Here is a 24,267-nt window from a genome sequence, read left to right on the forward strand (position 1 = left end):
TGATGACAATCGGCAGGAAGGTGAAGATGCCAATCACCACCAGGTTGGGGCCAACAAACAGCCAGCCGATGCGCGAGGCGCCCAGCCATTTCTGGACCAACCGGAACACCGGCTCGAACAGATTGAAGAAGAAACCTAAACAGGCTGAGATGACTGACATACCGACTCCGATCTACTGTCCAACCTGGTGACGCTGTCCGCAGCATTACCCAAACGCAACGCTCTTCCGGGAGAAACGAATGAACAAGGCGGGGTCGTGGTCAAGCAGCCCACGCGGTGAGGGCTGGCCTGCCTCCCGTCCAGAGATGCCGCGGAACGCAGCTCCAGCAGACCGCTGGTATCGCCCCCCTGCAAAGGGAGAGCGACACTCAGTGAGCCAACCAGGGGGGCTATTTTTCAGCTTGCTTGACCGCTTCGGTCATGTCGGTACCGATCTTGGTGATGGCCTCGTCCACGCTGATCTCACCGACGATGGCCTGGGTAAGGCGCGTCACGGTGGGCAGCATCAGTGCCCGGTTGTATTTGTAGCCCTGCAGCGCGTAGGCAGCCGGTGCCACGGTAGCAGTCCCACTGGTGAACACACCAAGTGCTGCCTGTGCGGCAGGGCTGGCGTTCGGATACGGTACGCCCTTTTTGGCTAAACCAGTATTGGCCGGAATGTTGTTGGTACGTGAAACGAATTCGGCCACATTGGCTTCCTGCGCCATGAAGTCCAGGAACTGGCCGACCTCCTTGGGCGACTTGGTTGTTTTCAGAGCCACCCAACCTGCCCCCCCCGGCATGCCAGAACAAGCCGAAGTACCGCATGGGTTGGGCACAGCCACCCAATCAAACGCATTGCCGATTTCTTTTTGCATGCGGTTGATCTGCCACGAGCCCGACAGAATCATGACGACTCGGCCGTTCTTGAATTCGCCCACAGCATCAGCATAGCTGGAGCCTCCAGAGCCACCCCACACGTCTTTCAGCATGGTGCCGTCTTTGTGCCAGCCGACGAACTTGGTCACGGCGGTTTTGTAGCCCTCGTCGAGTGCCAGATTGCCCTTGGCGTCGAATATCTTGGCGCCATAGCTGATGGCAGGACCTGCAAAACGATGGCCCGAACGGTCCCAGGCCATGGCAGCGGGGGTCTGGGTGGCCTTGGCCACCTTGCGTGCCGCGTCCGCCCACTCGTCCCAGGTGGCCTTAGGGCCGGGCAACGGAATCTTGGCCTGCTCGAACAGCGTCTTGTTGACGAAGGGGCCAGTCATGGTGAGCTGCGACATGAAGCCGTAGATGCCCTTGTCGCCCGCTTTGTTGCGCATCCACGGCAAAGTGCTGCCGAAGTTGGCTTCCCAGTATTTGCGGTCTTTCAGATACGGGCCGATGTCGAGATAGAACCGTGTGAGTCCGCCCAGATCGGTCACCCGCGCTATGTCCGGCCCCTCACCCGCAGCCAACTGCACCGGCAGTTGCTCAAGAATGGTCTTGAACGGAACCACGTCGACAATGATTTTTGTCCCAGGATTATTCGCCTCGAATCGTCGTGCGAGATCGTTGGTGACATCACATTCGCCGCCATCCTGGTAGCACATCACGCGCACTTCGGCTGCCGATGCTGGAAGGGCAGCGACTGAGGCAGTGGCGGCGACAACGCTCAGCCAAATCGCGCGAGTCGGAAAATTGAAAGCGTGCATCAAGGTGTGTCCTCTTCTGTAAAGGCAGGAACAAGGCGAGCAAAAGATCAGTGCAACCTGCGAATGATTGAAATACTAAACTACTAATACATTAGTCAACCTAGGGTAAGCCCTCGGCGCGGCTGACGTTCACTTGAGGGATGTCCTCACCCGGCTGCCAGCACATAAGGCAAATCGGATCGAAAAATTACTGCCGTACCAGCACTGTTGCCTGAAGTACGTTAGCAACGATCGCATGTCGAACCAGAGCTTGCGTGATCGGTTCAAGTTGCCGGAGTCCAAGGCTGTGACCGCATCGCAGGTGATTGGGGCGGCCCAAGATGCGGGGCTGATCAAGGCGGATGAATCCGAGACTATGTCGACGCGGTATGCCCGGTACCTGCGAGCCGTTTTTAACGAGCTACGGCGACTGGGCATATGGAAGAAACCCAACCCCCTCGCCGAACTTCGACAGTTCAAAATTGAAGAGAAAGAGCGGGAATACCTTACGTTGGAGCAGATCAGCGATTTGCCTGAACACCTGGCCGTTGGCTCGAACCGTCACACGGTGATGATTGCCAAAGTTTGCCTTACTACTGGTGCGCGATGGAGCGAGGCTGAAAACCTCGAGCTGAAACACGTACGCAACGCGCAAATTCAGTTTGTCGGCACAAAGTCAGGGCGCATCCGAACCGTTCCCATAGAAAAGCAATTCGAAAAAGACCTCAAGGCCCACCACGACAAGAAAGGAAACAAGCCAGCGCTTGTTTGCCTATGCCTACTCCGCATTTCGGGATGGCGTGGACCGGGCCGGAATCACGCTGGCAGCAGGCCAGCTCACGCACGTACTGCGCCATTCGTTCGCATCACATTTCATGATGGGTGGCGGCAATATTCTGGTGCTGCAACGTGCTTTAGGTCATGCGAATCTGACCATGACGATGCGTTATGCACACCTGGCACCTGACCACCTGCTGGAGGTGGTGAAGCTCAACCCAATTTCTGCGTTGACACTTCGTTGACAGTTGACTGAAACCAAGACGCAAAAAACGCGCTAAGTTGTTGATTTGAATGGTAGGGCGTGAGTGACTTGAACACTCGACCAAAGGATTATGAGTCCTCTGCTCTAACCAACTGAGCTAACGCCCCACACAACCCAGCATTCTACTGTGCGTAGCGGGGCTTATTTCTGGTGGCTCAGCGCATTGCTTACCAGCTTGGAGGTGATGTCCACGATCTGGATCATGCGTTCATAGGGCATGCGGGTCGGGCCGATGACGCCCAGGGTGCCGACCACCTGGCCGTCCACCTCGTAGGGGGCGCTGACGATGGACAGCTCTTCGAACGGCACGACCTGGCTTTCGCCGCCGATGTAGATGCGCACGCCCTCGGCCTTGCTGGAGATGTCGAGCAGGCGCATCAGCTGGGTTTTTTGCTCGAACAGGTCGAAGGCGCGGCGCAGATGGCCCATGTCGCCCGAGAAGTCGCTGACCGACAGCAGATTGCGCTCGCCCGAGATCACCACCTCGTCCTGCTCGCGCGCCAGGGCTTCGGAGCCCACGTTTACCGCGGCCTGCATCAGGGTGGCGATTTCGCCGCGCAGGGTTTCGACCTCGTTCTTCAGCCGCTCGCGCACCTGCTCGATCGACAGGCCGGCATAATGGCCGTTCAGGTAGTTGGCGGCCTCGACCAGCTGGGACGAGGTGTAGTCGACCTCGGTGAAGATCACCCGGTTTTGCACATCGCCTTCGGGCGAGACGATGATGACCAGGAAGCGCTTTTCCGACAGGCGCAAGAATTCGATGTGCCGAAACACCGAGGTGCGCCGCGGCGCCATCACCACGCCAACGAACTGCGACAGGCTGGACAGCAGATTGGCCGCGTTGACGATGACCTTTTGCGGCTGCTCGGCCACCAGCTTGGGCGGCGCCAGCGGGCCGGGCTGGGCGGTGAGCATGGTGTCGACGAACAAGCGGTAGCCGCGGGCCGTGGGGATACGCCCAGCCGAGGTATGCGGGCTGACGATCAGCCCCATATCCTCCAGGTCGGACATCACGTTGCGGATGGTGGCGGGCGACAGGTCCAGGCCCGAGGCTTTGGACAAAGTGCGCGAGCCAATAGGCTGGCCGTCGGCGATATATCGCTCGACCAGCGCTTTCATTAACAACTTGGCACGGTCATCGAGCATGTTCTTATTTTAGTGATGTAATTTGTGAATGAAATCACAATTCCGCCACGTTGCGCTCTTCGGGAAATATGCGGCACCGGGCACCCGCGTCGCCAACGCCTCGTCCCGCAAGGTATTGCAGGAAATCGCCGAGTTTTTAACCAGCCTGGGCTGCGAAGTGGTGGTGGACCAGGAAACCGTGGCCAATACCGGCATCACCGGTTACCCGGCGCTGGACGTGGACGCAATTGGCCGCCGCTGCGACCTGGGCCTGGTGGTCGGCGGCGACGGCACCATGCTCGGCATAGGCCGCCAGCTGGCCTGCCACGGGGTGGCGCTGATCGGCATCAACCAGGGCCGGCTCGGCTTCATCACCGACATTCCGCTGAATAATTACCAGGCCACGCTGCTGCCCATGCTGCAAGGCACTTACGAGGAAGACCACCGCAGCCTGATGCATGCGCGGGTGATGCGCGGCGGCGAGTGCGTGTTCGACGCGCTGGCTATGAACGACGTGGTGGTGAACCGCGGCTCCACCTCCGGCATGCTAGAGCTGCGCGTCGAGGTGGACGGCCAACTGGTATCGAACCAGCGCGCCGACGGCCTGATCATTGCCACGCCCACCGGCTCCACCGCCTATGCGCTGTCGGCCGGCGGGCCGCTGCTGCACCCGTCCATCCCCGGCTGGGTGATGGTGCCCATCGCCCCACATACTTTGACAAATCGGCCGATCGTGCTGGCAGATCCTGCGGAAGTAGCTATAGAACTAATAGCAGGACGAGACGCCAGCGCCAACTTCGACATGCAGTCGCTGGCATCCCTGCAGCACGGCGACCGCATCATCGTGCGCCGCTCCGAGCACCGCGCACGTTTCCTGCATCCCCAGGGCTGGAGCTACTTTGACACCTTGCGCAAAAAACTCCACTGGAACGAAGGAACCTGAATGGCGCTGAAACGCATCACCCTGCGCGACTTCGTGATCGTGCGCGAGCTGGAACTCGACCTGCAAAACGGCTTCAGCGTGCTGACCGGCGAAACCGGCGCCGGCAAGTCCATCCTGGTCGACGCCGTGCAACTGGCACTGGGCAGCCGCGCCGATGCCGGCACGGTGCGCGAAGGCGCGGCCCGGGCCGACATCAGCGCCGAGTTCGACAGCCTGCCGGCCACCGCCGCCTGGCTAGAAGAAGCCGGCTTTGACGTGGCCGACAGCCTGCTGCTGCGCCGCACCGTCGACGCCCAGGGCAAGAGCCGCTCCTGGATCAACGGCAGCCCGGCCACCGCCACCCAGCTGCGCGAGATTGGCGACCAACTGCTCGACATCCATGGCCAGCACGCCTGGCAAAGCCTGACCCGGCCGGACACCGTGCGCGGCCTGCTCGACGCCTATGCGGGCAGCTCCACCAGCGCCCTGGCTGCCCGCTGGAGCGACTGGCGCGGCGCCCAGAAAACCCTGGCCGATGCCCACGCCGCCCGCGACTCGCTGCAGCAAGAGCAGGAGCGCCTGGCCTGGCAGATCGGCGAAGTCGGCAAGCTGGCCCCCGGCGCCGAAGAATGGCCCGAGCTGAACGCCGAGCACGCGCGTTTGTCCAACGCCCAGGCCCTGCTGGACGCGGTGCAGACCGCCATAGACGCGCTGGAAAACGACGAATCTGGCGCGCTGGCCGGTTTGGTGCGGGCCCACACGTCGCTACAAAATCAAGAGCACATTGCGCCCGAATATGCTGCGCTGACCGAGGTTTTGGCTTCAAGTTTGGCGCAGGCCGAGGACGCCGCGCATTCGCTGCACAGCACCTTGCGCAAGACCGAGCTGGACCCGCAGCGCCTGGCCGAGCTGGACGAGCGCCTGTCGCAATGGGTGTCGCTGGCCCGGCGCTACAAACGCACGCCGGCCGAGTTGCCGGCTCTGCTGGCCAGCTGGCAGGCCGAGCTGGCCCGGCTGGACGCCGCGGCCGACAGCCAGGCGCTGGAAGCCGCCGAGCGCAAGGCCGAAAGCGCCTACCGCGCCGAGGCCCTGGCCCTGTCCAAAGCCCGGGCCCTGGCCGCCCCGAAACTGGCCAAAGCCATCACCCTGGCCATGCAAGGCCTGGGCATGCAGGGCGGCCAGTTCCAGGTGGCGCTGCAAAAGATCGAGCCCAGCGCCAGCGGGCTAGAAGAGGTGCAATTCCTGGTCGCCGGCCATGCGGGCAGCACGCCGCGCGCGGTCGGCAAGGTGGCATCGGGCGGCGAGCTGTCGCGCATCGCGCTGGCGATTGCCGTCACCACCAGCGAGCTGGGCACGGCGCAAACCCTGATCTTTGACGAGGTGGATTCGGGCGTCGGCGGTGCCGTGGCCGAAACCGTAGGCCGGCTGATGAAGCAGCTGGGCCGGGACCGCCAGGTGCTGGCCGTCACCCATCTGCCCCAGGTCGCTGCCTGCGCCGACCACCATCTGGTGGTGGCCAAACAGCGCGACGGCAAAAGCACGGTCAGCAGCGTGGGCTTGGTGCTGGGCGAGCAGCGGGTGGCCGAGGTGGCGCGCATGCTCGGGGGCGAAAAGCTCTCCGTCACCACCCTGGCCCATGCGAAAGAAATGTTAGGCAGCGCACTATGAAACTTGAAATCGTGTTGATCACCGGTATGTCCGGCTCGGGCAAATCGGTGGCCTTGCATGCGCTGGAAGACGCGGGCTACTACTGCGTGGACAACCTGCCGCCCGAGCTGCTGCTGAGCTTCATCAAGCTGGAGCAAACCCGCGACGCCAAGAAGGTGGCGATTGCCATGGACGTGCGCAGCGCCACCTCGCTACCGCTGGTGCCGCAGCAGCTGGAGGCGCTGCGCAAGCACGGCGTCAACATCAAGTCGCTGTTTCTGGACGCCGCCACCGACACCCTGGTGCGGCGCTATTCCGAAACCCGGCGCAAGCACCCGCTGTCGCGCTCCGAGATGACCGACCAGCAGCATGCGCTGGTGGAGGCCATCGAGCTGGAGCGCGAGCTGCTGGCCGACCTGCGCGAACAAGCCCATGTGATCGACACCAGCATCATCCGCTCGTCGCAGCTGCAGGGCTATATCAAGTCGCTGGTGGCCGCGCCCGAGGCGCAGCTGACCCTGGTGTTCGAATCCTTCGCCTTCAAGCGCGGCATTCCGGTGGATGCCGACTATGTGTTCGACGTGCGCATGCTGCCGAACCCGCACTACGAGCCCGACCTGCGCGCGCTGACCGGCCGCGACGAGCCGGTGGCCGCGTTCCTGCGCCAGAGCCGCGACGTGGCGCAGATGTTCAGCCACATCGACCAGTTCCTGAGCCACTGGTTGGACCTGCTGGCGCGCGACCACCGCAGCTATGTGACGGTAGCCATAGGCTGTACCGGCGGCCAGCACCGCTCGGTCTACCTGGTAGAGCAACTGGCCACCGCCTTCAGCAAGCGCTGGGTCACGCTGAAGCGGCACCGCGAGCTGGATGCGCGCGGTGGTGTGGAGCCGCCCTCGGGTGGCGCCACGGTTTTTTAAGCTTTTCAGGCCTGTAGCGCAGGTTCTATCTGCGCCAACAGCTACCAATTCAATAGCAGCTAGACGTTAGCCAGCAGTTTGCGGATCGGTGCGGGCAAGCCCATCTCGGGCCAGCGCGCGGCTTCAACCCAGTCGCCATGGGGCCCAGGCCGCACGCCAGGCGCCAGCTGGATCTGCACCGGGTGCAGGTACAAGTCCTTGTGGGTCAGCACGTGCAGGAACACCGGCAGGTCGTCCAGCTCTGCGGTGCCGACGGTGGCCGCCAGGGCCTCGCGGCTGTCGAACACCGGCAGGCAGTACAGCCCCGCCCATACGCCCGCATCCGGCCGGCGCTGCAACCAGACCCGGCCGGCCGCATCCTGCGCCCACAGCAGCCACCAGGATTCGGTGCTGCGCTTGAGCTTGCGGGTCTTGACCGGATACTTCTCCGGCGTGCCCTGGCGCTGGGCAGTGCACACGGGCTGCACCGGGCACAGCAAGCAGGTCGGCTGGCGCGGCGCGCAAACGGTGGCACCCAAATCCATCAGGCCCTGGGTATAGCGCGGCATGGTCTGCAGGCCGGCCTGCAGCGGCAGCAAGGCGGTGGCCTGGTCCCACAGCGCGCGCTCGTTGGCGGCCACGGCCAGGTCGGCATCGAAGCCCAGCACCCGGGTCAGCACGCGTTTCACATTCGCATCCAGAATCGCCGCCCGCTCGCCATAGCAGAACGAAGCAATCGCCGCGGCGGTAGACCGGCCTATGCCGGGCAGGGTCTGCAGCAGCTCGGCCGTGGGCGGAAACTTGCCGCCATGCACCTCCACCACCTGCTGGGCGCAGCGGTACAGGTTGCGGGCCCGGCTGTAATAGCCCAGGCCGCTCCACAGCGCCAGCACATCGTCCAGGCTGGCGGCGGCCAGACTGGCCACATCCGGGAAGCGCGCCAGAAAGCGCGGAAAGTATTCGAGCACCGAGCTCACCTGGGTCTGCTGCAGCATGATTTCGGACAGCCAGACCTTGTACGGGTCCTGGGTGTTCTGCCAGGGCAGGCTGTTGCGGCCATGGCTTTGCTGCCAGTGGATCACCTGCGAGGCAAACGCGGTTGCCACCGCAGCCGGAGCAGCATACGTGGCCATACTGCCGAGGCCCGCCGCAGCGGCCTCCATTACGCGAGGGGCCGTCATGCGGCAGGGGGCAGCGTGGGCGCGGCGGTGGTCAGAAAGTAAGAGGTCAACAGCTGCAGCCGGGTGTCGAACTGGCCGAGCACGGCCTCCTGGGCTTCGATCTCGGCCACCCGTTCGTCCAGCCCGCCGGCGGCTTCCTGGATGCGGTCGATGCCGTCGATGCGCCGCACAAAGCTCTTGCGGCGCTCTTTCAGCTGGTCTTCCAGCTGGGCCGCGGCCGACTTGCTCCACAGCTCGACTTCGCCAAACGCCGAGTCGTTGACCGCGCGCAGCCGCGTCGCCAGGGCCCGCACCAGGCGCTCGGCAAACTCGGGCTGAGCCAGCTTCAGGGCATTGCGCAGGCCTAGGTACTGCAGGTGGCTGGCCTCGATCTCGTCGAGCTCGGCGTGGTAGCGCGGAATATCGGGAATCGGCGGCAGCTGCAGCGAGAAGCCGAACTCGGCATTCAGCTGGCGGAAGGTGGCATCCAGCATGCTGTGGATCTCGGCCCCATGGGCCTGGGCTTTCGTCATGTTGGCACGCAGCCGGGTAAAGGTTTCGCCGTACACGGTTTTCACGCCCAGCTTCAAGCCGCGTTGGCGCATGGCGGCGGCCAGCAAGCCCATCTCGGCTTTCAGGTTGCGGCTGCCCAGCAGCCCAAACATCTCGCCCAGCAGCTTGTGCTGCACCGAACGCACCGCGTGGATCTTGGCGTTGCCCATGTCGAACTCTTGCTTTTCCTGTTCGATGCGGGAGCGCATGTTCTTGATGACGGCCGAATTCTTGCCGCCCAGGCCTTGCAACTCCATTTTTTGCTCGGCCAGGTCGCGCCGCCGCACCTGCAACACCCGGCCGGTTTCGTTGCGCAGGTCGGTCACGCCGCGCGCCACCACGGCGCGCAGAATCTCGTGCCGCTGGGCCAGGATGCCGTCGCCCAGCGCGGCCTCCAGCGCGGGCAGGCCGCTGGCCTGCAGCAGCTCGGCATCGAAGGTGATCTTGGCCACCAGGCCTTTTTGCGCCGACACCGCCATCACCTGCTGCGCCGGCACGCCAAGTATGTCGGCCGAAGCCACGCGCTGCTGGACGATCTGCAGCTTCACCTGCTCGGGCGTGCTCAGCGTATCCCACAGGGTGTCGATCTTGTTCAGCACCACCAGGCGGGCGTTGACTTCGTCGGCGCCGTGGCTCAAGTGCTCGCGCCAGACCGACAGGTCGGACTTGGTGACGCCGGTATCGGCCGCCAGCAGGAACACCACGGCGTGGGCTTGCGGAATCAAATTCACAGTCAGCTCGGGCTCGGCGCCGATGGCGTTGAGCCCTGGAGTGTCCAGGATCACCAGGCCTTGCGCCAGCAGCGGGTGCTCGATGTTGACCAGCGCATGGCGCCAGCGCGGCACCTCGACGCGGCCATCGGCATCCATGGGCGGGTTGTCGTCGGGCACTTCATCGTGCCAAAAGCCCAGCGCGCGGGCTTCGTCCTGGGTGACGCGGCGCACGTCGGTGACCTTTTCCAGCGCCAGGGCCAGTTGCTCGGCGTCGTCCACATCCAGGGGCACATGGGTCCATTGGTCGGACGCCTGGCGCCACTCGGCCAGCGACTGCGGGTGCAGGCGCGACTCGATGGGCAGCAGGCGCAGGCTGGGCGGCACGCCGGCGTCAAAACCGAGTTCAGTCGGGCACATGGTGGTGCGCCCGGCGCTGGCCGGCATGATGCGCCGGCCGTAACTGGCGAAGAACAATGCGTTGATCAGCTCGGACTTGCCGCGCGAGAACTCGGCCACGAAGGCGACCATCACCTTGTCGCTGCGCATCTGGTCTTCCAGGCGCTGCAGCCGGGCCTCGACCCCGGAATCCATCAGCCCGTGCTCCTTCATCCAGGCGGCCAGCAGCTTGAGGCGCAGGGCAAATTCACGCCGCCAAGCGCCGTAATGGCCGATTTGTTCGTTAAAGGAGGTCACCACGGGGCAGTCGGTTTTCGCAAAGACAGAAAAATTCAATATAGCACTGTGCCCTGTCCGTTCAGCGCTTCTGGCACTGCGGACAGAAATACGTGGCCCGCTGGCCCTGCCGCATGGACTGGATGGGCGTGCCGCAGACCCGGCAGGGCTCGCCCCGGCGGTCGTAGACCATGGCTTCCAGCTGGAAGTAGCCGCTCTCGCCATGGGCGTTCGAAAAGTCGCGCAAGGTGCTGCCGCCCTTGAGCACAGCCCGCGCCAGCACGTCGCGCACCGCTGCGTGCAGCTTGGCGGCGCGGGGCCGGCTGATGCGGTTGGCCGGCAAGGTTGGCCGGATGCCGGCAATGAACAAGGCCTCGGACGCATAGATATTGCCCACCCCGACCACCACCTCGCCCGCCAGCAGCACCTGTTTGATGGCGGTCTTGCGCGCCTGCAGGCCTGCGTAAAAGTTGGGTAAAGAAAATCCATCGCCCAAGGGCTCCATGCCCAGATGGCCGAGCAGCTTGACCGCCGCGGGCGCCTCCTGGCTGTCGGCATAGACCACGGCACCAAAGCGGCGCGGATCGTGCAGCCGCAGCACGCCCTGGCTGGTGGCCAGGTCGCAATGGTCGTGCGCGCCAGGCGCGGGCTGCTGCGACGCGAAATGCAGGCTACCCGACATGCCCAGGTGCAGCAGCAGCAAGCCGGGGTCGAGGTCCAGCAGCAGGTATTTGCCGCGCCGTCGCACCTCCAGCACGGTGCGCCCGTGCAGCTGCGCAGGGTCGCAACCCAGCGGCCAGCGCAGCGGTTTGCCCATGCGCACCGAGGCGATACGCGCGCCCTGGATGCGGTCGGCAAAGCTCAAACGGGTGACTTCTACCTCGGGTAACTCGGGCATAACAGGCGATAGAGGATGAATAGAGGATGTAAAGAACGCAGGTAGGGGCTCTCGCCACGGCGCGTGCAAGTGCGCGGGCTTGGATTATTATGAGCCGATGAAGCGATTTCCCCGACTGGCCGCCTACGGTTTTGCCACACTGGCTTTGGTGGCGGGCTGCCTGCCTGCGCACGCGCAAGAGTCTGCCCCGCCCCCCGCACCGGAGAACTCCGCCATCAACGGCGAGCTGTTCTACATTCTGCTGCTGGGCGAGCTCAACTCGGCCGGCGGCGAGCCGGGCATCGCCTACCAGCTGTATCTGGAGGGGGCACGCAAGGCCAATGACGCCAGCCTCTACCAGCGGTCCATAGAAATTGCGCTGCAGTCGCGCTCCGGCGACGCGGCTCTGCAGGCCGCCCGCGCCTGGAGCCGGGCCATGCCCGATTCGCGCGAAGCCAACCGCTACGTGCTGCAGATACTCCTGGCCCTGAACCGGGTGGCCGACACGGCGGAGCCACTGAAAATCGAGTTGAACCTGGCCAAGGTCATGGACCGTGGCGCAGCCATCAGCGCCATTCCCGCCACCTACGCCCAGATTTCCGACAAAAAGCTGGCAGCCAGCCTGGTCGAACAAGCGCTGGCCGACTACCTGAACGACCCGGCCGTAAGCGTCGCCGCCTGGACCACCGTCGGCCGCATGCGCCTGGCCGCAGGCGATACCTCGGGCGCACTCGAAGCCGCGCGCCGGGCCCAGGCGCTGGAGCCCAGCGCCCCCGGCCCGGTACAGCTGGCGTTGGAAATGATGGGACCCAAGGTGCCGCTGGCCGAGCCCCTGGTGCAGCACTACCTGGCCGGCAAACCCTTGCCCGAGTTGCGCATGGCCTATGTGCGGGTGCTGCTGGATGCGATGCGCTACGCGGAAGCCGCCCAGCAACTGCAGCTGCTGACCACCCAGAACCCCGAGCTGGCGGACGCCTGGCTGGTACTGGGCAGTCTGCAAGCCCAAGAAAAGCAAACCGCTGCGGCCGACGCATCGCTGCAGCGCTTTGTCACCCTGGCTCTCGCGCTGCCTCCCAGCGATGGCCGCAGCCGTGGCCTGGCGCGGGCCTACATGGCGCTGGCCCAGGTAGCGGAAACCCGCAAAGACTATCCTGCAGCGGAAGCCTGGCTGCAAAAGATTGAGAACCCGCAAGACCTGCTGGCCGCCCAAAGCCGCCGGGCTTCGCTGCTGGCCAAGCAAGGCAAGCTGGCCGAGGGCCGTGCGCTGCTCCAGTCCTTGCCTGCGCGCACCCCCGAAGAAATCCGCCTGAAACGCGCGGCCGAAGTGCAGTTGCTGCGCGACAACAAGCAATACCAAGCGGCGTACGACCTGATGGCCGCCGCCTTGGCGCAGAACCCGCAAGACGCCGACCTGCTGTACGACCAGGCCATGCTGGCCGAAAAGCTCGACAAGCTCGACGAAATGGAGCGCCTGCTGCGCCAGCTGATTGCGGCCAAGCCCGACTACCACCATGCCTACAACGCACTCGGCTACTCGCTGGCCGAGCGCAATATGCGGCTGCCCGAAGCCCGCGAACTGATCCGCAAGGCGCTGGAGTTTGTGCCCAACGACCCTTTCATCGCCGACAGCCTGGGCTGGGTCGAGTTCCGCATGGGCAACCGCGACGAAGCACTGCGCGTGCTGGACGACGCCTTCAAGGCCAAGCCGGACGCCGAAATTGCCGCCCATCTGGGCGAAGTGCTATGGGTGTTGGGCCAGCGCGAGCGCGCCACCAGCGTCTGGAAAGAAGGCCTGCAGATCAATTCCGAAAACGAAACCCTGCAGGAAACTCTCAAACGCCTGCGCGTCAAGCTTTGAAGCGCATCCGCCACTGGTGGGCTCTGCTGGTATGCATGGCATTGCTGACCGGCTGCGCCCATGTCAACCGGCCCAGCAGCAACGCAGACCCGTTCTGGAGCGGCCGCATCGCCCTGCAGGTAGACGCGGAATCGGCCCAATCCTTTTCCGCCGGCTTCGAACTCAAGGGATCAGCTCAGCAGGGCGAGCTCACCCTTTTCAACCCTCTGGGTGGCGTTGTCGCCCGCCTGGTCTGGCAGCCGGGATCGGCCACACTACACACCAATGGAGAGGTCCGCCCGTTCGACTCGCTGGATGCCTTGGTCGAACAAGCCACGGGCGCCCCGCTACCGCTGGCTGCGTTGTTCGACTGGTTGCATGGCAGCGATACGGCGGTTCCTGGATGGAAGGCTGATTTGTCACGACTGGATACCGGGCGCCTGACCGCCCTGCGCAACCAGCCCACACCGGTCGCCACTCTGCGCGTAGTTCTCGATAAATAAGCATGCAAGCCCTGTACGACGTGGCCGCCCCGGCCAAGCTGAATCTTTTTCTGCACATCACCGGCCGCCGCGCCGATGGCTACCACTTGCTGCAATCGGTCTTCATGCTGATCGACTGGTGCGACACCCTGCATTTCGATATCCGCAGCGACGGCCAACTCAGCCGCGAAGACCTGAGCACCCCACTACCCGCCGATGACCTGGTACTGCGCGCTGCGCGAGCGCTGCAAGCCGCCACCGGCACAAGTTTGGGTGCACACATCGGCATATTGAAACGGATTCCTGCGCAAGCCGGCATGGGCGGCGGCTCATCGGATGCCGCATCCTGCCTGCTGGCACTGAACCGGCTCTGGCAGCTGAATCTCACTACCGCCGAGCTGCAAGCCATCGCCTTGCCGCTGGGCGCCGACGTGCCTTTTTTTGTCGCTGGCCGCAATGCCTGGGTCGAAGGCATAGGCGAAAAAATCACCCCCATCTCCCTACCGCCCAGCCGCTTTTTGGTTGTCAAGCCGCCCGAAGGGCTGGACACCAAATTGATTTTTTCATCGCCGGATTTAAAACGCGATTCAGATAGTGCTATACTCGCAGGCTTTGCTGCACAGCCATATCACTTCGGTGCTAACAACTTGCAGCCAGTTGCAGAAAATCTTTGCCCCGCTGTAATCCACGCCCTTGAGTGGCTGGAAAGCAAAGATTTAAATGCTAGAATGACTGGCTCTGGAAGCGCAGTGTTTGCGCAGATGTTGGGCGATGTGGATACAGCCGATGCACCCGGTGCTTGGCAGGTTCGCAAATGCAGCAATATGGACGTTCATCCTTTGTGGGGATGGGCCTCCAGCGATGGTTAATCGGTTGACAGCGTCGCGCTGTTAACCCGTGTAGGGGAGTCGCCAAGTTGGTTAAGGCACTGGATTTTGATTCCAGCATGCGAAGGTTCGAATCCTTCTTCCCCTGCCAAATATTTTGAACGCACAGATGTTCAAAATATGCACACAGTTACTTCATCGCTAGTTACTTCATCGCCGGAAAGCTCATGCAGCCCCACCACACCGATTTCATGATTTTCACGGGCAATGCCAATCCAGGCATGGCCGCTGACATTGCCAAGCACCTTGGCATTTCACTGGGTGCTGCCCGTGTAGGCCGCTTCTCCGATGGGGAAGTCACGGTCGAAATCAACCAGAACGTGCGTGCCCGTGATGTGTTCGTGGTGCAAAGCACTTGCGCTCCGACCAATGAAAACCTGATGGAGCTGCTGATCATGGTGGATGCGCTGAAGCGCGCTTCCGCTGAACGTATCAGCGCCGTGATTCCCTACTTCGGCTATGCCCGCCAAGACCGTCGCCCGCGTTCGGCCCGTGTGCCCATCACCGCCAAGGTGGTGGCCAATATGCTGCAAGCCGTAGGTGTGGACCGTGTGCTGACCATGGACTTGCACGCCGACCAGATCCAGGGTTTCTTCGATATCCCGGTGGACAATATTTACGCGTCCCCTGTGCTGCTGGGCGACTTGCGCCAAAAAAATTACGAGGACCTGATCGTGGTCTCCCCCGACGTGGGCGGCGTGGTCCGTGCACGCGCCCTGGCCAAGCAGCTGGGCTGCGACATGGCCATCATCGACAAGCGCCGCCCCAAGGCGAATGTCAGCGAAGTCATGCACGTTATCGGTGAAATCGATGGCCGCAACTGCGTGATCATGGACGACATGATCGACACCGCCGGCACCTTGGTAAAAGCCGCCGAAGTCTTGAAAGAACGCGGCGCCAAGAAGGTTTACGCCTATTGCACCCACCCCATCTTCTCCGGCCCCGCCATTGAGCGCATTGCCAATGGCTCGGCACTGGATGAAGTCGTGGTGACCAACACCATTCCGCTCAGCCCGGCTGCAGCGGCGTGTTCCAAAATTCGCCAACTCACCGTGGCCCCGCTGATCGCTGAGACGATCCAGCGCATTGCCAACGGTGAGTCGGTCATGAGTTTGTTCTCCGACCAAGAAAACCTTTTCTGACGGGAATAAAAAAGCAGACCGGCAATGCTTCTGGCGTTGCCGGTCTTTTTCACAACGGAGTGACACTGGTCGCGGTGCACTCTTACAGGAGTTAATTATGAAATTCGTCGCTTTTGAGCGCGCAAAGCAGGGCACGGGTGCGAGCCGCCGTCTCCGCATTACCGGCCGCACCCCCGGCATCGTCTACGGCGGTGAAACGCCTGCCACCCAGATCGAAATCGACCACAACGCACTGTGGCACGCTCTGAAGAAAGAAACCTTCCACTCCACCATTCTGGACATGGAACTGGCCGGCAAGGAAAGCAAGGTTCTGTTGCGCAATGTGCAAATGCACCCCTTCCGCCAACTGATTCTGCACGCTGACTTCCAGCGCGTCGAAGCCAACACCAAGCTGACCATGAAGGTGCCTCTGCACTTCAGCGGCCAGGAAGTCTCGCCAGCGGTCAAGACCGAAAACTGCATGGTCACCCCCGTGGCGACCGAACTGCTGATTTCCTGCCTGCCTGCTGATCTGCCTGAGTTCATCGCTGTGGACCTGAGCGGCCTGACCAAGGGCTCTTCCTTGCACGCCAAAGACCTGACCTTGCCCAAGGGCGTGTCGGTTGTAACCCGCGGCAAAGAAAACCCCGCTCTGGTGTCCGTGGTGGCTCTGGCCGAAGAAGTGGCTGTCGATCCAGCTGCCGCTGCTGCCGCACCCGCCAAGGGCAAAGCCGGCGCCAAGGCTCCCGCTGCCAAGCCTGCTGCCAAGAAGTAATTCTTTTCAGCAAGAAAATGGCCCACCTCGGTGGGCCATTTTTGTTTCTGGATAATCACCGTAATGATCAAACTGTTTGTCGGCCTGGGCAATCCCGGCCCGGATTACGAAGCCACCCGCCACAATGCCGGGTTCTGGTGGATCGATGCGCTGGCCCATGAGCTCAAAGCCAATCTGCAGCCCGACAAAAGCTATTACGGCCTAGTCGCGCGCACCGTGGTGGACGGCGAGCCGCGCTGGCTGCTCAAGCCGCAGACCTTCATGAATGTGTCCGGCAAATCGGTGGCGGCGCTGGCCCGCTTCTTCAAGATCCAGCCGTCGGAGATTCTGGTCGCCCACGACGAACTCGACATCGTGCCCGGCCAGGCCAAGCTCAAGCTCGGCGGCAGCCACGCCGGGCACAACGGCCTGCGCGACATCCATGGGCAGCTGGGCAGCCCCGACTACTGGCGGCTGCGCATTGGCATCGGCCATCCAGGGGCCAAGGACGAAGTCGCCAACTGGGTATTGAAAAAGCCCTCGGCCGAACACCGCACGGCCATCGAAGACAGCATGACCCGGGCGATACTCGCAACCCCTTTGCTGCTGGCCGGCGATATGGAGAAGGCCATGATGGCCATCCACACCAGCAAACCGCCGCGGCCCAAACCAGTGCGGCCGCCCGAAGCCGAATAAACCTGGAAGTTAAACCTTGGGAATAGCCGTTGGCACGGCGATCTCGGCCTGCAGGCGCCGGTACTTGGCCCACAGGGTTTCCTTGTCTTCCACGTGCGCCGGGTTCACCGGAATGCACGACACCGGACACACCTGCACGCACTGCGGCTCGTCGAAGTGGCCCACGCATTCTGTGCACTTGTGCGGGTCGATCTCGTAGATCTGCACGCCCAGGTAGATCGCGTCGTTCGGGCACTCGGGCTCGCACACATCGCAGTTGATGCACTCGTCGGTGATGATCAAAGCCATGGCGCGGTCCCGTCGTTCATCTGCGGATGGTAGATCACACGCCCGCCAAAGCGCTGCGCATGCTGTCAATCACCGCCTTGTAATCAGGGTTGCCGAAGATCGCGCTGCCCGCCACAAAGGTGTCGGCACCGGCAGAAGCCACGCGCGCGATGTTGTCGGTCTTGATTCCACCGTCCACTTCCAGGCGGATGTCCTTGCCCGATGCCTCGATGCGCTTGCGCGCCTGCTCGATCTTGCGCAGCGCCGAGTCGATGAAGCTCTGGCCGCCAAAGCCGGGGTTGACGCTCATGATCAAAATCAGGTCGATATCGTCGATCACCCAGTCCAGCACGTCCAGCGGCGTGGCGGGGTTGAAGACCACACCGGCCTGGCAGCCCTTGGACTTGATGGCCTGCACGCTGCGGTGCACATGGCCCGAAGCTTCGGGGTGGAAGCTGATCAAGGAGGCGCCTGCATCGGCGAACGAGGCCGCCAGCGCGTCCACGGGCTGCACCATGAGATGCACGTCGATGGGCACGGGCGTGCCATCGGGCTTTTTGGCATGCGGCTTCAAGGCACTGCAGATCATCGGCCCGAAGGTCAGGTTCGGCACGTAGTGGTTGTCCATCACATCGAAATGGATCCAGTCGGCACCGGCCTGGATGACGTTTTTCACCTCTTCACCCAGGCGGGCGAAGTCGGCGGACAGGATCGAGGGGGCAATGCGGTAATTTTTCATGGGCCGTATTTTCGCAGGCTACGCCCAGAGCCTGCCGCGGTACGATGCCGGCATGTCCAAATACCAGTTCACCATAGCGGTCGCGCCCCAGTATCTGCCCGACCAATCCGACCCCGAGCAAGCGATTTTCAGCTTTGCCTACACCGTCACCATCCAGAACACCGGCGAGGTGCCGGCCCAGCTGATTGCGCGCCACTGGACCATCAGCGACGGCAACGGCCATACCGAGGAAGTCAAAGGCTTGGGCGTGGTGGGCCACCAGCCGCTGCTGAAACCAGGCGAATCCTTTGAATACACCAGCGGCTGCCGCTTACGCACCGGCACCGGCGCGATGCGCGGCAGCTATTTCTTCGTCGCCGAAGACGGCGAGCGCTTCGACGTGGCCATCCCGACCTTTGTGCTGGACGCCACCGACAACAGCCTGCCGCCGGCCAGCCACACCTTGCATTGAGATGGGCATTCCCATGGGCGAGTTCGACCTGATCCGCCGCTACTTCACCCGGCCCACGCCGCGCGCGGTGCTGGGTGTGGGCGACGACTGCGCGCTGCTGCAGCCGCGGCCCGGTATGCAGCTGGCCATCTCCAGCGACATGCTGGTCGAGGGCCGGCATTTTTTGTCCACCGTGTCCCCTGCGGCGCTGGGCCACAAGGCGCTGGCGGTGAACCTCAGCGACCTGGCCGCCTGTGGCGCGCAGCCGCTGGCCTTCACCCTGGCGCTGGCGCTGCCGCGCGCCGACGCCGCCTGGCTGGAGCCGTTTTCGCAAGGCCTGCTGGCCCTGGCCGACGCCCACGGCTGTGAGCTGGTCGGCGGCGACACCACCCAGGGCCCGCTGAACATCTGCATCACCGTGTTTGGCGAGGTGCCGCCCGGCCAGGCGCTGCTGCGTTCGGGCGCCCAAGCCGGCGACGACCTGTATGTAAGCGGCACCCTGGGCGATGCCCGACTGGCGCTAGAGGTTTTTCGCGGCACGCTGTCGCTGCCCGAAGCCGTGTTTGCCCAGGCCCGGGCCCGGCTGGAAACCCCTACGCCGCGGATGGCCCTGGGCCTGGCGCTGCGCGGCATCGCCACGGCGGCGGCCGATGTCAGCGACGGGCTGCTCGGCGACCTTGGCCACATCCTGCGCGCCTCCGGCGTAGCGGCGGTGATCGACACCTCGATTGCTATGCAATTAATAGCTGCTGGCGCAGATACTCTCTGCGCAGATGGCCGATTTGACGTAAAAAAAATCCTGGCCTGCGTGCTGGCCGGCGGCGACGACTACGAGCTGGTATTCACCGCCCCGGTAGCGGCCCGCCAGGCGGTGCAGGCCGCCGCCGCCCAAGCGCAGACCCGGGTCACGCGCATCGGCCAGATCGAGGCCGCCAGCGGCGCGCCCGCAGTGCGCCTGGTGGACGCCGCCGGGGCGCCGGTACTGCGGCAATTTGCCAGCTTCGACCACTTCGCATGACACCCGTCAAACGCTGTCATACAAGCTTGCGTAAACTAAAGCGCCATGAGTGAAGCCGACGCCATCCGCCAGATACTGACCCACGCCCGCACGATTGCGGTGGTCGGCCTGTCGCCGGACCCGATGCGACCCAGCCACGACGTGGCACGCACCCTGCAGGCGCGCGGCTACCGCATCATCCCGATCAACCCCAATGCCACCGTGATCCTGGGCGAAACCGCCTACCCCAGCCTCACCGCCGCGGCCCAGCACCACCGTATCGAGGTGGTGAACTGCTTCCGCAAAAGCCGGGACATTCCACCCCTGGTCGAAGAAGCCATCGCCATCGGCGCCAAGGCCGTGTGGATGCAGCTGGGCATCGCCCATGCCGGCGCCGCCCAGCGGGCCCAGGCGGCCGGACTGCGGGTGGTGCAGAACAAATGCATCCGCACCGAACACGCGGTGCTGTCCGCCCGCGGCGTGATTTGAGCCCCCTGCCCGCCCCCACGGCGCGCTGGACGGCGGCGCTGCTGCCGCTGGGGCTGTGCGCCTGCGGCATGCTCAGCCCCACGCCGGCACCACATGGCGAGGCCCGCAGCAGTCCCCCAGCCCCCGCCGAGCTGGCCCAGTCGGACGTGAACCGCATGGCCACCCTGGGCATGCGCGACAACCTGGAAAGCCTGCTGCGCCTGGCCGACAAGCTGTACAAGCGCAACCCCGCCGAGTGGCGCAAGACCAGCACCGCCAGCCGCGAAGACGCCCTGGCCCAGGTGCGCAGCGCCATGGACCGGCGCCAACCCTGGCCGGCGCTGCAGGGCCAGCGCGACATCCAGGCCTTGTCGCTGGCGCTCAGCCCGGACTTCAAGGGCGACCGCGTGGCCGCCTTCATCCTGGCCAATGCCGACATGCTGGTCGCCGCCCATGGCGACAAGACCACGTTCTATCTGATCGACAGCCTGGACGCCCAGCACATCTACAACGCCGCGCGGAATGTGGAAATCGCCGTCTGGCTGCTGTCCAGCCGCCGCACCGCCGCCGGCCAGCCACTGCTGCTGGCCGATGAAGTCAACGAACGCGAACGCAACCTGAGCTTCGAGCGCGAGTTTGGCAAAATCGTCGGCCGCCTGGACCTGTTGTCCGCCGTCCTCACCGAAAAATACCGCCGGGCCGCCATCAGCTATGTGCAAAACCTGCTGGGCGGCTCCTTCTTACAGTTCCTGCCGGTGCGCTAAGCTCCACGCTTCCACCGCCTCTGCCCTCCCCCATGTCCTTCGCCCCGCTCCAAAACGACAGCTTTCTGCGCGCCTGCCTGCGCCAGTCCACCGACCACACCCCCGTCTGGCTGATGCGCCAGGCCGGCCGCTACCTGCCCGAATACCTGGCCACCCGTGCCAAGGCCGGCAGCTTCATGGGCCTGGCCACCAACACCGACTACGCCACCGAAGTCACGCTGCAGCCACTGGAGCGCTACCCGCTGGACGCGGCCATCCTGTTCAGCGACATCCTCACCGTGCCCGACGCCATGGGCCTGGGCCTGAGCTTTGCGCAGGGCGAAGGCCCGCGCTTCGCCCATGCAGTGCGCGACGAGGCCGCCGTGGCCGCGCTGCAGGTGCCCGACATGGACAAGCTGCGCTATGTGTTCGACGCCGTGACCTCGATCCGCAAGGCCCTGAACGGCCGTGTCCCGCTGATCGGCTTCTCCGGCAGCCCCTGGACGCTGGCCTGCTACATGGTCGAGGGCAAAGGCTCGGACGACTACCGCCTGGTCAAGAGCATGCTGTACAGCCGCCCCGACCTGATGCACCGCATGCTGCAGGTGAACGCCGATGCCGTGGCCGCCTACCTGAACGCGCAGATCGAGGCCGGCGCCCAAGCGGTGATGATTTTCGACAGCTGGGGCGGCGTGCTGGCCGACGGCGCATTCCAGCAGTTCAGCCTGGCCTATACCCAGCAGGTTTTGCGGCAGCTGAAGACCGAGCACAACGGCCAACGCATTCCGCGCCTGGTGTTCACCAAGGGCGGCGGGCTCTGGCTGGACGAAATGGTCGGCTTGGACTGCGAAGTGCTGGGCCTGGACTGGACAGTGAACCTGGCCAAGGCGCGGGCGCTGGTGGGTGGCAGCAAGGCGCTGCAAGGCAATATCGACCCGAACGTGCTGTTCGCGCCGCCGGCCCAGATCGCCGCCGAAGTGGAGCGCGTGGTGAACAGCTTTGGCGTGCCCCACCAGGGTGCAGGCCAGGGCCCCACCCATATCTTCAATTTGGGGCATGGCATCAGCCAGCACACGCCGCCCGAGCATGTGGCGGCGCTGGTCGAGGCCGTACACCGGGCTTCGCGCCAAATTCGGGCATAAAAGGGGCGGATGGGCCTGAAAAATAGTTTTGCCACGCACCACTTATGCACACAATTTGTGGTGGGCTTTGACCCGGCAACGCTTGGGGCCTCTACTCCGCTACAAAACCCATAGCGATCGTAAGCCCTTGATTTATATAGTCATCTGAAATTGCTTTTTTTTCAGGCATTTTGTTCAAAGCCTTGATTTACTGGGCTTTGCGGCCTGCCACAGAGAGATATCAACAAAGTTATCCACAGCTTCTTGGGATACCTGGTAAATCATTTGTAAATCAAGCACTTAGGCCAGATTCCGCAAGTTCACGTGAAATAACGCACACAAATGCTCCACCGGCTCTCCGTCGTCGTCCAGACCCCTGCCCACAGCGCGATTGCCGGGCCGCTGACGTATGACAGCCCCCAGCCGCTGCCACCCGGCAGCCTGGTGCGGGTGCCGCTGGGCAAGCGCGAAACCCTGGGCGTGGTGTGGGACGTGGAGCCGCAAGACTCGACTTTCGAGATCCGCGCCATCGGTGATGCACTGCACGGCCTGGCCCCGCTGAACGCCGCCTGGCGCGGCCTAGTGCAGTTTGCCGCCCAGTACTACCAGCGCGCGGTGGGCGAAGTGGCGCTGGCCGCCCTGCCGCCGCAGCTGCGCGAACTCGGCGCGGCGCAGCTGACGCGGCGCCTCAAGCGGCCCAGCGGGGCCATCGATGCCAATGCCGCAGACACTACACATTCCGTAGCACTCAGCGCAGAGCAGACCAGCGTCATTGCCGAATTTGAGGCCCAAAAAGGGCCGTTCCTGCTGTTCGGCTCCACCGGCAGCGGCAAGACCGAGGTCTATCTGCAGCTGGTGCAAAGTCTGTTGTCCCGCGACCCCGGCGCCCAGGCGCTGGTGATGGTGCCCGAGATCAATCTCACGCCGCAGCTGGAAGCCCGCTTCCGCGAACGCTTCGAGCCGCGCTACGGCGCCGCCTCGGTGGTCTCCATGCACAGCGGCATGACGCCGCCGCAACGCCTGAAAAGCTGGCTGGCCGCGCACAGCGGCACGGCCCGCATCGTGCTGGGCACGCGGATGGCGGTGTTTGCCTCCATGCCCGGGCTCAAGCTGATCGTCGTCGACGAGGAGCACGACCCCAGCTACAAGCAGCAGGAAGGCGCGCGTTACTCGGCCCGCGATCTGGCGGTCTACCGCAGCCAGTTGGAAACCCGCTTATCTACCCAGGCAGACCCGGACGCCGCGCCCTGCCGCGTACTGCTCGGCTCGGCCACGCCGGCGCTGGAGAGCTGGCACCTGAGCCGCCCGGCCGCCGAGGGCGGCCGCTATGTGCGGCTGGCCATGCCCAGCCGCATCGGCGCGGGCAGCCTGCCCAAGGTGCGGCTGGTCGACATGAATCTGCAGCAGAAGAAGACCGTGTTCTCGCCGCAGCTGCTGGCAGCGATCCAGCAGCGGGTGGCACGCGGCGAGCAAAGCATGGTGTTCTTGAACCGGCGCGGCTACGCCCCGGTGCTGGCCTGCAGCAGCTGCGAATGGAAGAGCGAGTGCCCGCACTGCAGCGCCTACCGTGTCTTTCACAAGATCGACCGCAGCCTGCGTTGCCACCACTGCGGCTACGCCGAGCCGGTGCCGCGCGCCTGCCCAAGCTGCGGCAACCCCGACATCTCGCCCGTAGGCCGTGGCACCGAGCGGCTGGAAGAACACCTGGCCGAGCTGCTGGCCGACCTGCGCCGGCCCGACGGCGGGGCTGTAGTGGTGGCGCGCATCGACGCCGACAGCACCAAGGCCAAGGGCGCGCTCGAAGCCCAGTTGGACCAAGTCCACACCGGCGCCGTCGACGTGCTGGTTGGCACGCAGATGATTGCCAAGGGGCACGACTTCCGGCGCATCACCCTGGTGGCCGCCATCAACCCCGACGGCGCGCTGTTCTCCAGCGACTTCCGCGCGCCCGAGCGGCTGTTTGCGCTGCTGATGCAGGCCGGTGGCCGAGCCGGCCGCGATGCCGCCCACAGCGCGGCCAGCGAGATGTGGATACAAACCATGCACCCGCAGCACCCGCTGTTTGCGGCGCTGAAAAAGCACGACTACCCGGACTTTGCCGCCAGCCAGCTGGACGAGCGCCGCATCGCCGGCATGCCGCCATTCAGCTACCAGGCGCTGGTGCGCGCCGAGGCCCGCACCCAGGAAGCCGCCCAGGCCTTTCTGAGCCTGGCCAGCGCCGCCGCTTGCGACGTGCCGGATGTGGAGCGCGTCACCCTGTACCCGGCTGTGCCCATGGGCGTGCAGCGGGTGGCGAACATCGAGCGCGCCCAGATGCTGGTGGAAAGCCCGTCGCGCCAGGCACTGCAGCGCTTTCTGCTGGCCTGGCAGGCGGTGCTGCGCGCCACCCGCAGCCAGCCCGAGGCCAAGGGCCTGGTGCGCTGGGCGATTGACGTAGACCCGTTGAGCATTTAAAGAAAAT

General features: G+C 64.1%; 23 protein-coding genes, 2 tRNA genes and 1 pseudogene. 18 read left to right on the forward strand and 8 right to left on the reverse strand.

The window, feature by feature from the left end:
• Window positions 1-389: 389 nt before the first annotated feature.
• On the reverse strand, window positions 390-1,676 hold the full coding sequence (locus J2X19_RS25140; RefSeq protein ID WP_310377210.1) for an ABC transporter substrate-binding protein: 1,287 nt from the start codon (window positions 1,674-1,676) through the stop codon (window positions 390-392).
• A gap of 235 nt (window positions 1,677-1,911) precedes the next feature.
• On the opposite strand from J2X19_RS25140, the pseudogene J2X19_RS25950 reads away from it, so the two are divergent.
• Window positions 1,912-2,124: pseudogene (locus J2X19_RS25950) on the forward strand (phage integrase); the annotation flags it as partial.
• A gap of 295 nt (window positions 2,125-2,419) precedes the next feature.
• Entirely contained in the window at window positions 2,420-2,677 is a 258-nt protein-coding gene (locus J2X19_RS25145) for a tyrosine-type recombinase/integrase (RefSeq protein ID WP_310377174.1), read from the forward strand.
• A 50-nt stretch (window positions 2,678-2,727) separates the two neighbouring features.
• On the opposite strand, the gene J2X19_RS25150 is transcribed toward J2X19_RS25145, so the two are convergent.
• Together J2X19_RS25150 and hrcA are read right to left on the reverse strand one after the other, a co-directional pair.
• Window positions 2,728-2,804 (reverse strand) — tRNA-Ile (locus J2X19_RS25150).
• A 34-nt stretch (window positions 2,805-2,838) separates the two neighbouring features.
• Window positions 2,839-3,843 (reverse strand): heat-inducible transcriptional repressor HrcA, encoded by a 1,005-nt coding sequence (gene hrcA / locus J2X19_RS25155; RefSeq protein ID WP_092757783.1) that lies wholly within the window; start codon window positions 3,841-3,843, stop codon window positions 2,839-2,841.
• A gap of 28 nt (window positions 3,844-3,871) precedes the next feature.
• Here hrcA and J2X19_RS25160 point away from each other — a divergent pair, with 28 nt between their 5' ends.
• The 3 genes from J2X19_RS25160 to rapZ are packed head-to-tail and all read left to right on the forward strand — an operon-like array spanning window position 3,872 to window position 7,311.
• On the forward strand, window positions 3,872-4,765 hold the full coding sequence (locus tag J2X19_RS25160; protein WP_310377175.1) for an NAD kinase: 894 nt from the start codon (window positions 3,872-3,874) through the stop codon (window positions 4,763-4,765).
• Window positions 4,766-6,412 carry a DNA repair protein RecN gene (gene recN, locus J2X19_RS25165; RefSeq protein ID WP_310377176.1) on the forward strand — a complete coding sequence of 549 codons (1,647 nt, stop codon included), beginning with the start codon at window positions 4,766-4,768 and terminating at the stop codon, window positions 6,410-6,412.
• Window positions 6,409-7,311 (forward strand): RNase adapter RapZ, encoded by a 903-nt coding sequence (gene rapZ / locus J2X19_RS25170; protein WP_310377177.1) that lies wholly within the window; start codon window positions 6,409-6,411, stop codon window positions 7,309-7,311. The genes recN and rapZ overlap by 4 nt, the downstream gene beginning before the upstream one ends.
• Before the next feature lie 59 nt (window positions 7,312-7,370).
• Here rapZ and mutY read toward each other — a convergent pair whose 3' ends face one another.
• Genes mutY through mutM form a run of 3 tightly spaced genes read right to left on the reverse strand, consistent with a single transcriptional unit; the run spans window position 7,371 to window position 11,285 of the window.
• Window positions 7,371-8,423 (reverse strand): A/G-specific adenine glycosylase, encoded by a 1,053-nt coding sequence (gene mutY / locus J2X19_RS25175; protein WP_310377211.1) that lies wholly within the window; start codon window positions 8,421-8,423, stop codon window positions 7,371-7,373.
• Window positions 8,424-8,467: 44 nt separating this feature from the next.
• On the reverse strand, window positions 8,468-10,411 hold the full coding sequence (locus J2X19_RS25180; protein WP_310377178.1) for a dynamin family protein: 1,944 nt from the start codon (window positions 10,409-10,411) through the stop codon (window positions 8,468-8,470).
• Window positions 10,412-10,469: 58 nt separating this feature from the next.
• Complete coding sequence (gene mutM, locus J2X19_RS25185; protein WP_310377179.1) at window positions 10,470-11,285, reverse strand: bifunctional DNA-formamidopyrimidine glycosylase/DNA-(apurinic or apyrimidinic site) lyase; 816 nt, start codon at window positions 11,283-11,285, stop codon at window positions 10,470-10,472.
• A 97-nt stretch (window positions 11,286-11,382) separates the two neighbouring features.
• Here mutM and J2X19_RS25190 point away from each other — a divergent pair, with 97 nt between their 5' ends.
• From J2X19_RS25190 to pth, 7 genes are all read left to right on the forward strand, one after another.
• Window positions 11,383-13,122 (forward strand): tetratricopeptide repeat protein, encoded by a 1,740-nt coding sequence (locus J2X19_RS25190; protein ID WP_310377180.1) that lies wholly within the window; start codon window positions 11,383-11,385, stop codon window positions 13,120-13,122.
• Between the two features lie 35 nt (window positions 13,123-13,157).
• The gene (locus tag J2X19_RS25195; protein WP_116608988.1) at window positions 13,158-13,604 is read left to right on the forward strand and encodes an outer membrane lipoprotein LolB; all 447 of its coding nucleotides are present in this window, start codon (window positions 13,158-13,160) and stop codon (window positions 13,602-13,604) included.
• A gap of 2 nt (window positions 13,605-13,606) precedes the next feature.
• Window positions 13,607-14,452, forward strand: a complete 846-nt coding sequence (ispE, locus tag J2X19_RS25200) for a 4-(cytidine 5'-diphospho)-2-C-methyl-D-erythritol kinase (RefSeq protein WP_310377181.1) — start codon at window positions 13,607-13,609, stop codon at window positions 14,450-14,452.
• A 32-nt stretch (window positions 14,453-14,484) separates the two neighbouring features.
• Window positions 14,485-14,561 (forward strand) — tRNA-Gln (locus tag J2X19_RS25205).
• Between the two features lie 76 nt (window positions 14,562-14,637).
• Window positions 14,638-15,612, forward strand: a complete 975-nt coding sequence (locus J2X19_RS25210; protein ID WP_092757774.1) for a ribose-phosphate pyrophosphokinase — start codon at window positions 14,638-14,640, stop codon at window positions 15,610-15,612.
• 97 nt (window positions 15,613-15,709) lie between these two features.
• Entirely contained in the window at window positions 15,710-16,366 is a 657-nt protein-coding gene (locus tag J2X19_RS25215; protein WP_092757773.1) for a 50S ribosomal protein L25/general stress protein Ctc, read from the forward strand.
• A 63-nt stretch (window positions 16,367-16,429) separates the two neighbouring features.
• The gene (pth, locus tag J2X19_RS25220; protein WP_310377182.1) at window positions 16,430-17,041 is read left to right on the forward strand and encodes an aminoacyl-tRNA hydrolase; all 612 of its coding nucleotides are present in this window, start codon (window positions 16,430-16,432) and stop codon (window positions 17,039-17,041) included.
• Window positions 17,042-17,050: 9 nt separating this feature from the next.
• Here the strand turns inward: pth and J2X19_RS25225 are convergent, their stop codons facing one another.
• Entirely contained in the window at window positions 17,051-17,329 is a 279-nt protein-coding gene (locus tag J2X19_RS25225; RefSeq protein WP_116608974.1) for a YfhL family 4Fe-4S dicluster ferredoxin, read from the reverse strand.
• Between the two features lie 34 nt (window positions 17,330-17,363).
• A complete protein-coding gene (rpe, locus tag J2X19_RS25230) occupies window positions 17,364-18,047 on the reverse strand; it encodes a ribulose-phosphate 3-epimerase (protein ID WP_116608973.1) in 684 nt (227 codons plus the stop codon).
• Between the two features lie 52 nt (window positions 18,048-18,099).
• Here rpe and apaG point away from each other — a divergent pair, with 52 nt between their 5' ends.
• The 6 genes from apaG (at window position 18,100) to priA (ending at window position 24,260) form a co-directional block, all read left to right on the forward strand.
• Window positions 18,100-18,498, forward strand: a complete 399-nt coding sequence (gene apaG / locus J2X19_RS25235; RefSeq protein WP_116608987.1) for a Co2+/Mg2+ efflux protein ApaG — start codon at window positions 18,100-18,102, stop codon at window positions 18,496-18,498.
• A 13-nt stretch (window positions 18,499-18,511) separates the two neighbouring features.
• Window positions 18,512-19,495 (forward strand): thiamine-phosphate kinase, encoded by a 984-nt coding sequence (gene thiL, locus J2X19_RS25240; RefSeq protein WP_310377212.1) that lies wholly within the window; start codon window positions 18,512-18,514, stop codon window positions 19,493-19,495.
• 45 nt (window positions 19,496-19,540) lie between these two features.
• Entirely contained in the window at window positions 19,541-19,963 is a 423-nt protein-coding gene (locus J2X19_RS25245; RefSeq protein ID WP_116608972.1) for a CoA-binding protein, read from the forward strand.
• Between the two features lie 68 nt (window positions 19,964-20,031).
• Entirely contained in the window at window positions 20,032-20,706 is a 675-nt protein-coding gene (locus J2X19_RS25250) for a hypothetical protein (RefSeq protein WP_310377213.1), read from the forward strand.
• A gap of 32 nt (window positions 20,707-20,738) precedes the next feature.
• The gene (gene hemE, locus J2X19_RS25255) at window positions 20,739-21,827 is read left to right on the forward strand and encodes a uroporphyrinogen decarboxylase (protein ID WP_310377183.1); all 1,089 of its coding nucleotides are present in this window, start codon (window positions 20,739-20,741) and stop codon (window positions 21,825-21,827) included.
• Window positions 21,828-22,148: 321 nt separating this feature from the next.
• Window positions 22,149-24,260 (forward strand): replication restart helicase PriA, encoded by a 2,112-nt coding sequence (gene priA, locus J2X19_RS25260; protein ID WP_310377184.1) that lies wholly within the window; start codon window positions 22,149-22,151, stop codon window positions 24,258-24,260.
• Window positions 24,261-24,267 lie beyond the last annotated feature (7 nt).

Source organism: Rhodoferax ferrireducens (assembly GCF_031458075.1).
GTDB lineage: Bacteria > Pseudomonadota > Gammaproteobacteria > Burkholderiales > Burkholderiaceae_C > Rhodoferax_B > Rhodoferax_B ferrireducens_A.